Raw genomic sequence first — 12,363 nt, 5'->3', positions numbered from 1 at the left:
TCACCACCCACGCCACGTACAGCGCCGCACCGCTCAAGCCCATGCTGCAGCTGGAGGACATCCACACCCACTACGGCGCCATCCAGGCGCTCGATGGCGTCTCCATCCACGTCAACCAGGGCGAGATCGTCACCCTGATCGGCAGCAACGGCGCGGGCAAGACCACCATGCTCATGACCATCTGCGGCAACCCGCGCGCCACCAGTGGCCGCGTGCTGTTCGAAGGTCAGGACATCACCCGCCAGCCCACGCACAAAATCATGCAGGGCGGCATCGCCATCTCCCCCGAAGGGCGGCGCGTGTTCCCCGATCTGACCGTGGTGGAAAACCTCAAAATGGGCGGCTTCTTCCAGGACAACGACGCCATTGAGGCCGGCATCGAGCACGCATTTGCGCTGTTCCCGCGCTTGAAAGAGCGCGCCCACCAACGCGCCGGCACCATGTCTGGCGGTGAACAACAAATGCTGGCCATCGGTCGCGCCCTGATGAGCAAGCCGCGGCTGCTGCTGCTGGACGAGCCCACGCTCGGCCTGGCGCCGCTGATCATTGCGCAGATCTTCGAGATCATCCAGACCATCCGCGCCGAAGGCGTGACCGTGTTCCTCGTCGAGCAAAACGCCAACAAGGCCCTGCAGATCGCCGACCGTGGCTACGTGCTGGAGACCGGCAAGGTCGTGCTCGAAGACAGCGGCGCCAACCTGTTGGGCAACCCGGACATCCGCAAGGCCTACCTCGGCGCTTGAGCAAGCGCTCAAGGCGCAACGCCACCCACATGGGCAGCCCACGGGCTGCCCATTTTTCTTGCCGCGCGGCCTATGCCGGGCGCTTGTGCCTGACAACCCCAATCAGCCCAATCAGTTTGCCAACAGATAATTAGCCAGCATACAATATGCCGCATGATGAGCCTTGAGAAAAAATACCAGGCCCTGCTTAGCCAGGCCCAGCAGCGCGATCTGGCCGATGCACAGAGCATGCGCCTGTGCTTCGAGCTGCTCTCGCTCAGCAGCGCCATCGACCGCGACTGCGCCGCCCGGCTGGCCCCATACCGCCTTTCCGAAGGGCGCTTTGTGCTGCTGTTCCTGCTCGACGCCGCAGAGGGCGCAGCGCTGGCGCCCAATGCCCTGGCCGAGCAGGCCGGCATCAGTCGCGCCACCGTCACCGGCCTGCTCGACGGACTGGAACGCGAGGGCCTGATCGAACGCCAGCCCGATGCCCACGACCGGCGCGCACTGCGCATCGTGCTCACCGCCCAAGGGCGGCGTACGGCCCGCAAGGTGATCGCACAACACAGCCAATGGATCGCCCAGCTGCTGGCCCCGCTCAGCAGCGACGAGCGCGGGCAGCTCCAACATCTGCTGGGCAAAGTCGCCGCCGCCATGCAGGAGAACACTCCATGAGCGACCAGGCCCCAGCGCGCAAAGGCGCTACCCGCGCCGCCGACATCCCGCCCGAGTTGCTGCAGGCGCTCTCGCGCGGCGAGGCCGCCAGCGCCACGCTGACCGAAGCCCTGGCCCTGGACCAACGCCAGCTGGCCCGCAGCGCCTTGCCAGAGCTGAGTGCAACCGCCCTGGCCCAGATCGACGCCGCCTGCCAGCTGGGCATCCTCAAGCGCATGCAGGCGGTGGCCGACGCGCTGCTGGCCGCGCTGGGCCCAGATGGCATCGCCCGCTGCCAGCAGCACCCCAGCGACACTGTGCGCGGCTGGGCCTGCTTCATGATCGGCGCCCAGCCCGGCCTGCCATTGCCGCAGCGGCTGACCGCCATTGCCCCGCTGGCCGATGACCCGCACTTTGCCGTGCGCGAGTGGGCTTGGCTGGCCCTGCGGCCCCATCTGGCCGCAGAGCTGGATGCAGCCATCGACGCACTGACACCCTGGACGCAACACCCCAGCGAAAACCTGCGCCGCTTCGCCAGCGAAGCCCTGCGCCCGCGTGGCGTCTGGTGCGCGCACATCGCCGCCCTCAAAACAGCGCCGCAGCGCGCCCTGCCCATCCTGCAGCCGCTGCGCGCCGATGCCTCGCACTACGTGCAGGACTCCGTGGCCAACTGGCTCAACGATGTGGCCAAGGACCAGCCCGAGTGGGTGCGCACCCTGTGCCGCCAATGGCTGCAGCAATCGCCATGCCCGGCCACGGCCCGCATCTGCCAGCGCGCCCAACGCAGCCTGCTCGCACAAGCCCCATAGCGCCGCTTTGCATAGCGTGAACAGGCCCTAGCTGTTTGGATTTTTTGGAGGACAAGACCCATGACCCAGCAATACCTCGTCGAGCTTTACACCCCCAACGCCGCCTGGCTGGCCCTGCCTGCAGAACAAAGGCAAGCATTCATGAACCAGATCAATCAGGGCATGCAAGGCCTGGCCGATGTAGGCATTGAGCTGCTGAGCCTGGCGCCCACCGCCATGAATACCCCGCACGCCAGTGCGCATCGCTTTCTGGGCATCTGGCGTTTTCCCGACGCCCAAGCCCGCGATGCCCTGCTGGCCGGCATTGAAGCCAGCGGCTGGTACCGCTATTTCGATCATCTCAACGCTGCCAGCGCCACGGGCGGGCTGCAGGCACATTTGCAGGATTTGCTGCACTGGCAAGACCAGCTGCAGCAACACGATGCAGCCCAGTGAAAAACCACCTATGGGCTTGGGCCCCCATCATCCCCCATAGGCGGCTGCATTGATCTGCCCCAACGGGCTAACGGGCTCATTGCGCAGGCGCGCATTTTTTGGATCGCTGGTTTGGGGCTGTGGGCGTTTGATGAACTACGCGCCTGCCGCCAAATTCGTTACGAATGGCTCTACCCCAAGATGAGGTGGCCCGCAAGTCATCAAACATTCCGATCCGATTGACTGCCCGCTCGCGCCGAGAGTCTTGAGCAGGTTTTCATGCGCGCAAAAAAACCAGGCGACCCATACGGGCCGCCTGGTTTCAAGCACGCTCAGCCAATCAGGCTACGCGACGGCGCAGGCCCACGGCGACCAGCAACGCCAAGGCCAGCAGCAGCACGCCACCCAGGCCCAGGGTCGGCACCGGCACTGTCGAGGGCGCTGGCGCCCCAAGCGTGGTGCGCGAGGGGTTGTTGCCCGCAGCCGGATCTGTGCCGCCCTTGCTGTCGTTGTCAGCGCCGGTGCCGCCACGCACGTCCAGCGGGCTGGATGGAACCGGGAATGGGCTGGTTTTGCACACAATGCTCTCACCCACAGCCAGCGTGGCCTGCGGCGAGTTGGGTGTGCAGCTCACGGTCACGCCCGAAGGCAGGGCCGAGGTGAAGCCACAGGTCGCATTCTTCGCCGCAGCCGGCCCATTGTTGGTACAGGTCAGCTCACACGTTGCCGATGTGCCCGAGACCGTGCAGGCAACGGCCGAGGTCAGATCGGTGGTCGCGCCTTGCTCGGCAAAGTTATTGCCCGTCGAGCCACCTGCCGGCAGAGTCGCGATGGTGATCACGCTGTTGGTGCTGGTGCCAGGCGTGCCGCCACCGCCATCGGCCGCCCCGGTGCCCGGGGTGTTGTAGGCGTTACCGTGCCCTGTGGGCTGGGTTTCGGTGATGGTCACATTGGTCGCGCCCACCGGGAGGTTGGTAAACGTGTAGCTGCCATCCGACCCGGTCGTCGTGGTCAGCGTCACTGGCGAGCCGCCGCCTGGGGGCGTATAGGTCAGCGTGACAGTCACGCCAGCAATGCCTGTGTCAGTGGCGTTGCCATCGTCGGCATTGTTGCCATTGCCTTCGACATAGACACGGCCGGAGACCGAAGTGCTCTGGCGCTGCTCGGCAAAGTTATTGCCCTGCGAGCCACCCACGGCCAGTGTCGGGATGGTGATCACGCTGTCGGTGGTGGCGCCAGCGTTGTCGCCACCATTGGCCGCACCATTCGAGCCTGGCGTGTTGTAGATATTCACGTAATTCGCAGGCTGGGTTTCGGTGATGGTCACATTGGTGGCGCCCACCGGCAGATTGTTGAAGGCATAGCTGCCATCCGCCGAGGTCGTCGCGGTCTGCGTCACCAGCGCACCGCCGCCTGGGGGCGTGTAGGTCAGGGTGACAGTCACGCCAGCAATGCCTGGGTCAGTGGCGTTGCCATCGTCGGCATTGTTGCCATTGCCTTCGACATAGACACGGCCGGAGACCGAAGTGCTCTGGCGCTGCTCGGCAAAGTTATTGCCCTGCGAGCCACCCACGGCCAGTGCCGGGATGGTGATCACGCTGTTGTTTGTCGTGCCAGCGTTGTCGCCACCATTGGCTGCACCATTCGAGCCTGGCGTGTTGTAGATGTTCACGTAATTCACAGGCTGCGTTTCGGTGATGGTCACATCAGTCGCACCGACCGGCAGATTGTTGAAGGCATAGCTGCCATCCGGCCCGGTCGTCGCGTTCAGCGTCACCAGCGCACCGCCGCCCGGGGGCGTGTAGGTCAGGGTGACAGTCACGCCAGCAATGCCTGGGTCAGTGGCGTTGCCATCGTCGGCATTGTTGCCATTGCCTTCGACATAGACACGGCCTGTGACCGAGGTGAGCGCACGCTCGCCAAAGTCATAGCCAGTGGCGTTGGCATTGGGGTTGGCGCCGTCATTGGCAGGCAGGTTGATGGTCTTGATCGCATCGCCATCCACCGTGCCAACCGCCGTGCCGGGCTTGTTGCCGGTGGTGGTGTAGCCTGCTGGCTGGGTTTCGACCAGCGTGTATTCACCCGCTTCCAGGTCGCAGAACAGGTACTGGCCCACGGCAAGGCCAGCGGCGGGCACCGGGCACAGGCCGGGGCCGCCAGTGGCGGAGGCGCTGCCATCGGCCGGGTTGTAGAACTGGCCAGCCGGGATAGCGGCCGTGGCCGTCACTGCGGTGCGATCAGGCATGCCAGTGCGCTGCAAAGTCACGGTCTGGCCGCCCAGACCGGTGTCGCCGCCTGTCGGGTCAAAGCCTGTGGCGGCGCCATTGGCATCCGGATCAACGAAGACCGTGCCCTGGATGCTCGATGCGTACACGCGCACCTGCACGTTGTTCGAGGTCACATCAAAGCGCGCGCCCGTGCCCTCCTGCGCAGCGGTGCCTGCGCTGCCGTGGGCGCCGCTGAAGTTGTTGGCGTACACATCGTCATGGCGCGAGCCGGGCGTCTCGAAGTCGAGCTGGAATGCACGGCTGGGCGCACCAGAGGCAAAGGGCGTGGTGTCCTTCATCAGCAGTGCTGTGGTGTTTTCGGGCACCGTCCAGTTCGCGCCAGCTTGGGTCGCCAGCACCCAGGTGGTGCTGCCGCTGTTGTTGGCACAGCCTGCCGCTGCTGGCACGCCCGGCGCGAACGCAGGCCAGTTGCCGGTGGTGGTGGCGGTGATGTTGCTGGAGCACTTGGGATTGGTGTTGATGGTGGTCGGCAGGTCGGTCGTGTAATAGACCTGATAGCCGGTGGCCGCAGGCGCGCGCACCTGGGTCACAGGGCGCTGGCCACTGAAGCTGGTGCCGCCGCGCGGCGGCTCGCCGTTGTAAGGCAGCACGTCGATCAGGCGGTGCTCATGCACCGTTTCGTTACCCACGTTCTGGTAACGCAGCTCCATAGTAAAGCTTGAGCCGATTTGTTTGGCAGCATCGCCAATCACCGACTTTTGCACCACCAAGCCATCGATGGCGCCCAAGCGCACGGTGCGCATCGCTTGACGCTCAGCCAGGCGCTGGCCTGCCGTTTGGTCGGTACAAGTCAGGGCTCCACCGGTGAAGCTGGCCCCCGGGGCGCAACCACGAACTTCCACTTTGTTGATCAGCGAGGCGTTGGGGATGTTGCCCGGCGCATCGAGCATGATTTCCGCTTCGAACTCCACCACTGGAATATTGACCGGCGGGTGGGTGGCCTTCTGCTCGGGCAGGCGGATGTGCAGCGTGGACGCGGCAAAGGTGGCCGATTGGTCGTCCAAGTGGAAGTCGCCGGCAGCCACAGGCGTACCACCCCACTTGAGCGAACCGGGAACAAACTTCATGCCCGCCGGAATGGTGTCGATCAGAACCAAATCGTTCTTGATGGTCACATTCGGATCGTTGGGCACCAGGCGCGGCCACAGTTGGTAGGTCACGATCTGGCCCTTGGTCTTGAGCACGGCCGGGTTGTCTGCTGCCGGGCCGCCGTCGGGGTCGGCGCCCTCAATGCCCTTGCGGATGCTGACGGACTGCGTGGACAGGCGCAGGCGGTCGCTGTAGCCATCATCGCAATAGCGGGCCGGGTCGGTGCCGGTCCGGCACGATGAACTGCCCGCGCCCTCCAGCGCGGCATTCGGGTCATTGCCCATGAAAGCGTACTCGGAACGCTTCCAGTTGAGGGTACCCGGCTCAAAGCCGTTCTCGGTGGAGGTCTGGTACAGGCCGTAGTTGGGAATGATGGTGCCATTGGGCCAAGTGGCGCCGCCCTCCGGGTTGGCCGCCAGCGTTTTCAGGTGTACGAACAACTGAATGCGGCCGGTCACAGGGATGTTTGCGTTCACCACGCGGGCCGAGTTGATGAACGGCACCAGCGCCGGATTTTTTTCCAGCTCGCTCTGGGTGATCCAGCCGGAGGGCAGGATGCCAGTGGTCGGCACGCCGGCCTTAGCAGCAACGGCGCTCAATGTGGAGTCGCCATCGTTGCAGCTTGCATTACGCAGCTTCGTCTCGTCACCGCTGTCAAAGGCAGAGAAGCCAAACTGGATTTCCTCGTCCTCAGGCCGCACACTGGCCGAACTGGCACCACCCGCATCGCCGGTATCACTGAAGAAGTGGGCGTAGCCAGCGCTGTGATCCACCTTGCCCGGATTCGAATTGGCTGGGAGTTTTTTCCATTTGTAATGGCTGTTGGCACCCAAACGAGGCTTGCCCGGCGGCGCCGTCCAGATCCCGTGCTGGGAAGGATCAAACAGGTCGAGCTGCAGCTTGCGGTTGTCCCAATGGTCGCACAGCGATACTTGGGCAGCGTTGAGCCCGGTGTTGCTCCAAAAAACGTAGGAGTCGATGTAATCGCTCGGCCCGATCAGATCGTTGCTCATGCGGTTGGGGCCATTGATCAACGGCGCAGAGCGGCCCTTGCTCGTGGCATAGAACATCTTCTGGAAGTTGCCGGAACAGACATTGATCGCGTTGGTCGTCACCACGTTATTGGCGGGATCGTCACTGTCGTTGGGCACGCCCGACAGCCCCTGAGCGGTGAATTTCTCGATGCTGTTCTGCGGCGAGTACTGGCAGGTGGTGCCGTTGCTGTTTGCCGTGTCCTTGGGGACCCAGACCGTGATGTAGTGCAGGGCCGTGGCATTGGGCGCATCGGGCCAGGGCGCCGTGATTTCGCCCGAGGTCAGCGGCGGATTGGTGGTGGAGGCGGTGACAGTCACCGATTTCGAGTTGCCAACCCGGGCAAAGCTGTAGGAACCGGTACCGGCATCGACCGGCACATCGGCTGGCACGCCGCCGACAGGAAAGGTGCCTTTGTTGCGCTCGCGGTAGCTTTCCACCATGTACACGCAGGCGTCCGCGCCCAGGCCGCTGATGTCATCGGTGTAGCTCCAGCCCTGCTGCAGCGACTCATGGCCCTTGGTTTGCGGGATGTTCAAAGCCACGCTGTACCGCAGGGCCACCCCCACGTCGGAGGCGGCAGAGTCACAGCTTTTCGGCTTTGCGATTACGCCAAGGCTGTCGACATATCGCTTGACGATGTCAATTTGCGGCTTGGCCACCACAGTCACGCCGGGCGCGGTGGAGGTTACGCCAGCGGTGTCTTGATCGGAAACGATCTTGCCGGTGACACCGGCCAACTGATCGCCATTCTTGGCATCCTTGTTGGTGTAGACGTCAAAGAAGATGGTACCGGACTGATTGGAGATAGGACCATTGGGCTGGTTGGCACCGCCGCTGCCAGCCAGCAAACAGTCCACCGTGCGGCCATCATTACTAATGGCGGTGGCGGCATTTCGGCAGGCAGTCAAGCCCCCGCTTGTGCGAGAAAAACGGAACGGCTCCGTAGCGGGAAGGCTCACCGTGATGCGAACGTTGTCCTGCGCCACGGGCGGCGGCGTCACTTGATAGTCCACCTTGTAGCGCGCTTCGTCGTTGGTGCACAGCAAGTTGTTTTGAGCATTCGCATCGAGCGCGCAGGTGCCGGTGCCGTCATACTCCTTGGCCACCTTGATATCGAGCGCTGCCAAGGCCTGGTTTGACCACGCGCCCCCCACCAGCAACATCGACAGCACAGCCAACTGCTTTTTGTCACACCTCAAAGCAGTGGCGCAATGCTTTCTGATTCCAGTCCACATAATCTAAAACTTTCCATTACAAATGTTGGACTCAACCCCATTGCGGGGTCGAGGCGGCGGTAGTTTATCCGCAAGTAACCTCGTGCAACCTTTGAAAACTTCCGAGGTTGCACAAATGCACTTGAAATGCTTTTTTATCTGGCGGCTGCCCCAAAAATCCAGCGTAACGCCGTCAAAAGAGTCTGTTCAAAGTCTCTACACAGTTGCTAACAAGAACGTGGATTTGGGTAGGCTGGGGCACCCGCAAAACCTTGCTATAGCTTTGGCTGCGTTTTGTGCCTTGCAGCCCACGCCAAATCAGCTTTGTTTGGAATTAAGGCCCAGGCAGTAACGGCACAAGGAGGATCAGGGGAGATCCACAGTACAGGCAATTGGCTGCAGCCGCTTTGTTGGCTTGGGCTTACCAAGCCAGGCTGGGCAGCGCGAAGCCCTGCGGGGCTTGTTTTTCGTCGCCGAAGCTCACCAGCTCCCAGGCCTGTTGGTCGGCCAGCAGGGCGTGCAGCAGCTGGTTGTTCATGGCGTGGCCGGAGCGGTAGGCGCTGTAGGAGGCCAGCAAGGGCTTGCCCAGGATGTAGAGGTCGCCGATGGCGTCCAGGATTTTGTGGCGTGCGAATTCGTCGTCGTAGCGCAGGCCGTCCTGGTTCAGGACTTTGTAGTCGTCCATGACGATGGCGTTGTCGTAGCCACCGCCCAGCGCCAGGCCGTTGGCGCGCAGCATTTCCACATCGCGCGTAAAGCCGAAGGTGCGCGCGCGGGCGATGTCGCGGGCGTAGTTGCCCTGGCCCATGTCGAAGCTCACGCATTGGCCGGTGGAGTCCACGGCCGGGTGGCTGAAGTCGATCTCGAAGCTCAGGCGGTAGCCGTGGTAGGGCTCCAGCCGGGCCCATTTGCGCTCGCCCAGTGACTCGGTGCGCACTTCGACGGGTTTGCGCACGCGCACGAATTGCTTGGGTGCGCCCTGCAAGGCGATGCCCGCCTTGCGCAACAGGTACACAAAGCCAGCGGCAGAGCCATCGAGGATAGGCACTTCCTCGGCCGTAAGGTCGATGTAGAGGTTATCGATGCCCAGCCCTGCGCAGGCGGACATGATGTGTTCGATGGTGCTGATGCGCGCGCCCTCCCGGCCAATGGTGGAGGCCAGGCGCGTGTCGAACACGGCCTGGGCCGAAACCGGCACGGGCTCAGGCTCGGGCAGGTCGACGCGTGTGAAGACGATGCCCGTGCCCACTGGCGCAGGGCGCAGAGTCAGCTCGACCCGTTGGCCGCTGTGTAGTCCAACGCCCACGGCACGGATCAGGGTCTGGATGGTTCTCTGGGCTAGCATGGGCGCGCATTCTATTGAAAAACGGTATTGGCCGCTGTGGGCCTGCCAGGGCCGCCCTCGGCTGCTGCCGGGGGCGGCACTCCTTCACAAACCAAGCACGGGCTTTAGTCGGCCTGTTTGCGCAGGAAGGCGGGGATTTCCACGTCGTCCATGCCGCTGGAGGACATGGCATCCACGCGCGCGGCGGCGGCGCTGGCATCGCTGCCGCGCGAGGTGCGCCAGGCCGTGGGCACGGCCAGGTTGTTGAGCTGGCTGCTGCGCATGGGCACGGCCGCGCCGCCAGCCAGGCCGCCGCCGCGCACCATGCCTTGCATGCCTTGCAGCGGCAGGTTGTCCGTGCCGGTGCGCAGCGTGCTTTGCACCATGGTCAGGTTCTGACGGCGCTGCTGGTGGTTGACCAGGCCGGTGGCCACGACGGTCACGCGCAGCTCGTCACCCAGGCTGTCGTCGTAGGCTGCGCCGTAGATGACGTGGGCATCGTCGCTGGCATAGGCGTTGACGGTGCTCATGGCCAGCTTGGACTCGGACAGCTTGAGGCTGCCGCGCGCGGCCGTGACCAGCACCAGAATGCCTTTGGCGCCCGAGAGGTCGATGCCTTCGAGCAGCGGGCAGGCAATGGCCTGCTCGGCGGCGATGCGCGCACGGTCAGGGCCGGAGGCGCTGGCCGTACCCATCATGGCCTTGCCCGGCTCGCTCATCACGGTCTTGACGTCGGCAAAGTCCACGTTGACGTGGCCGTGCTCGTTGATGATCTCGGCGATGCCGCCCACGGCGTTGCGCAGCACGTCGTTGGCAAAGCCAAAGGCCTCATCCTGCGTGATGTCGTCGCCATAGACGGTCAACAGCTTTTCATTGAGCACCACGATCAGCGAGTCCACGTTACGCTCGAGCTCGTCCAGGCCGGCATCGGCATTCTTCATGCGACGCGGGCCTTCCCAGTCAAATGGCTTGGTGACCACGCCGACGGTGAGAATGCCCATCTCCTTGGCCACGCGCGCGATCACTGGCGCTGCCCCCGTGCCCGTACCGCCGCCCATGCCTGCGGTGATGAAGAGCATGTTGGCCCCCTCGATGGCGCGGCGGATTTCCGACTCCGCCAGCACCGCAGCCTCCCGCCCCTGCTCAGGCTTGCTGCCTGCGCCCAGGCCGTTGGTGCCCAGCTGGATGATGCGCGCGGCCGAGCTGCGCGAGAGCGCCTGCGCATCGGTGTTGGCGCAGATGAATTCCACCCCCTGCACGTTGTTCTCGATCATGTGCTGCACGGCGTTGCCGCCGCCGCCGCCCACGCCCAGTACCTTGATGCGTGTGCCTTGGGTGAACGATTCGTTGTCGATCATTTCGATGCTCATAGTGTTTCTCCTTGCGGGTTGGGGGATGGGGTGAAATCAAAACCAAAACAAAAATGAATGGGGCCGTGGCGATGCCTGAAAACGGCATCGCCGCGCCAGCGGTTGCAATCTGTAGGCAGCCGCCAGCGCCGGCGGCCGCGCTTGCGCAGGAACCAGCGCAACAGCTTGCGGGGGATGGGAATGGGTGGCGCCATGTCAGAAATTCCCCGCAATGAAGTCACGAATGCGCGCCAGCAGGTTCTTGACCGGCCCGCTCTTGGTGGCGACCTTGTAGCCGCGCGTGCGCTCGATGCGTGCGTCTTCGAGCAAGCCCATGACGGTGGCCGCGCGCGGCTGGGCAATCATGTCGGCCAGTGGGCCGTCGTAGTTGGGCACGCCCCGGCGCACGGGCTTGAGGAAGATGTCCTCGCCAAGCTCGACCATGCCGGGCATGACCGAGGAGCCGCCGGTGAGCACCACGCCCGATGACAGCAGCTCCTCGTAGCCGGACTCACGGATCACCTGCTGCACGATCGAGAAGATCTCCTCCACGCGCGGCTCAATCACGCCGGCCAGCGCCTGCTTGTTGATCAGCCGCGGGCCGCGGTCGCCCAAACCAGGCACTTCGACCTGCGAATCCGGATCGGCCAGCATGGCCTTGGCGCAGCCGTTCTCGACCTTGATGTCCTCGGCGTCCTTGGTGGGGGTGCGCAGCGCCATGGCAATGTCGCTGGTGATCAAATCGCCGGCGATCGGGATCACGGCGGTGTGGCGGATCGACCCGCCCGAGAAGATCGACACATCCGTGGTGCCCGCGCCGATGTCCACCAGCACCACACCCAGCTCGCGCTCGTCGTCGGTGAGCACCGACAGGCTGGAGGCCAGCGGATTGAGCGCCAGCTGGTCAACTTCCAGCCCGCAACGGCGCACGCACTTGATGATGTTTTCGGCCGCGCTTTGCGCGCCGGTGACGATGTGCACCTTGGCCTCCAGGCGCAGGCCGCTCATGCCAATGGGCTCCTTGACCTCCTGGCCGTCGATGACGAACTCCTGCGAGGCCACCAGCAGCAGGCGCTGGTCGGAAGGGATGTGCACCGCCTTGGCGGTTTCCAGCACGCGGCTGATGTCGGCCTGCGAGACTTCCTTGTCCTTGATGGCCACCATGCCGCTGGAATTGAAGCCGCGCACATGGCTGCCGGTGATGCCGGTGTAGACGCGCTGGATCTTGCAGTCGGCCATCATCTCGGCCTCGCGCAGCGCCTGCTCGATGCTTTGCACCGTGGCCTCGATGTTGACCACCACGCCGCGCTTGAGCCCATTGCTGGGCGCAGCGCCAAACCCGGCCAAGCGCAGCTGGCCGCCCTCCTGCACCTCGGCCACCACCGCCATGACCTTGGCCGTGCCGATGTCCAGCCCCACGATGACGTCTCTGTATTCCTTAGCCATTTTCATCAGGCCTTTGCGG

The 12,363-nt window shown here is 64.1% G+C and carries 9 protein-coding genes; 4 read left to right on the top strand and 5 right to left on the bottom strand.

Annotated elements, in window-relative coordinates; all coding sequences use genetic code 11:
* The first annotated feature begins 41 nt into the window (after nucleotides 1–41).
* From CK620_RS05735 to CK620_RS05720, 4 genes are all read left to right on the top strand, one after another.
* The gene (locus tag CK620_RS05735) at nucleotides 42–743 is read left to right on the top strand and encodes an ABC transporter ATP-binding protein (protein ID WP_095542516.1); all 702 of its coding nucleotides are present in this window, start codon (nucleotides 42–44) and stop codon (nucleotides 741–743) included.
* Between the two features lie 156 nt (nucleotides 744–899).
* Nucleotides 900–1,397 carry a MarR family winged helix-turn-helix transcriptional regulator gene (locus CK620_RS05730; protein ID WP_095549613.1) on the top strand — a complete coding sequence of 166 codons (498 nt, stop codon included), beginning with the start codon at nucleotides 900–902 and terminating at the stop codon, nucleotides 1,395–1,397.
* Nucleotides 1,394–2,185, top strand: a complete 792-nt coding sequence (locus tag CK620_RS05725; protein WP_095549474.1) for a HEAT repeat domain-containing protein — start codon at nucleotides 1,394–1,396, stop codon at nucleotides 2,183–2,185. The genes CK620_RS05730 and CK620_RS05725 overlap by 4 nt, the downstream gene beginning before the upstream one ends.
* Nucleotides 2,186–2,245: 60 nt before the next feature.
* Nucleotides 2,246–2,620: a DUF6616 family protein gene (locus CK620_RS05720; protein WP_095549473.1), complete on the top strand. Its 375-nt coding sequence runs from the start codon at nucleotides 2,246–2,248 to the stop codon at nucleotides 2,618–2,620.
* A gap of 319 nt (nucleotides 2,621–2,939) precedes the next feature.
* Here CK620_RS05720 and CK620_RS05715 read toward each other — a convergent pair whose 3' ends face one another.
* From CK620_RS05715 to ftsA, 5 genes are all read right to left on the bottom strand, one after another.
* A complete protein-coding gene (locus CK620_RS05715) occupies nucleotides 2,940–8,138 on the bottom strand; it encodes an MSCRAMM family protein (RefSeq protein ID WP_179290580.1) in 5,199 nt (1,732 codons plus the stop codon).
* Between the two features lie 508 nt (nucleotides 8,139–8,646).
* Entirely contained in the window at nucleotides 8,647–9,570 is a 924-nt protein-coding gene (lpxC, locus tag CK620_RS05710) for a UDP-3-O-acyl-N-acetylglucosamine deacetylase (protein WP_095549471.1), read from the bottom strand.
* Nucleotides 9,571–9,674: 104 nt separating this feature from the next.
* Nucleotides 9,675–10,919 carry a cell division protein FtsZ gene (ftsZ, locus tag CK620_RS05705; RefSeq protein WP_095539604.1) on the bottom strand — a complete coding sequence of 415 codons (1,245 nt, stop codon included), beginning with the start codon at nucleotides 10,917–10,919 and terminating at the stop codon, nucleotides 9,675–9,677.
* Complete coding sequence (locus CK620_RS05700) at nucleotides 10,916–11,113, bottom strand: hypothetical protein (protein ID WP_095549470.1); 198 nt, start codon at nucleotides 11,111–11,113, stop codon at nucleotides 10,916–10,918. The genes ftsZ and CK620_RS05700 overlap by 4 nt, the downstream gene beginning before the upstream one ends.
* Nucleotide 11,114: 1 nt before the next feature.
* A complete protein-coding gene (gene ftsA / locus CK620_RS05695) occupies nucleotides 11,115–12,344 on the bottom strand; it encodes a cell division protein FtsA (RefSeq protein WP_095539714.1) in 1,230 nt (409 codons plus the stop codon).
* Nucleotides 12,345–12,363 lie beyond the last annotated feature (19 nt).

The sequence above is a fragment of the Vandammella animalimorsus genome (genome assembly GCF_002285285.1).
In the GTDB taxonomy this organism is placed as follows: domain Bacteria; phylum Pseudomonadota; class Gammaproteobacteria; order Burkholderiales; family Burkholderiaceae_C; genus Lampropedia; species Lampropedia animalimorsus.
This window is presented reverse-complemented; position numbering and strand designations above follow the sequence as displayed.

Coding starts and splice junctions, on each gene's coding strand:
- ftsA (WP_095539714.1), bottom strand. CDS start 12,344: ATGGCTAAGGAATACAGAGACGTCATCGTGGGGCTGGACATCGGCACG.
- CK620_RS05730 (WP_095549613.1), top strand. CDS start 900: ATGAGCCTTGAGAAAAAATACCAGGCCCTGCTTAGCCAGGCCCAGCAG.
- lpxC (WP_095549471.1), bottom strand. CDS start 9,570: ATGCTAGCCCAGAGAACCATCCAGACCCTGATCCGTGCCGTGGGCGTT.
- CK620_RS05735 (WP_095542516.1), top strand. CDS start 42: ATGCTGCAGCTGGAGGACATCCACACCCACTACGGCGCCATCCAGGCG.
- CK620_RS05700 (WP_095549470.1), bottom strand. CDS start 11,113: ATGGCGCCACCCATTCCCATCCCCCGCAAGCTGTTGCGCTGGTTCCTG.
- CK620_RS05725 (WP_095549474.1), top strand. CDS start 1,394: ATGAGCGACCAGGCCCCAGCGCGCAAAGGCGCTACCCGCGCCGCCGAC.
- ftsZ (WP_095539604.1), bottom strand. CDS start 10,919: ATGAGCATCGAAATGATCGACAACGAATCGTTCACCCAAGGCACACGC.
- CK620_RS05720 (WP_095549473.1), top strand. CDS start 2,246: ATGACCCAGCAATACCTCGTCGAGCTTTACACCCCCAACGCCGCCTGG.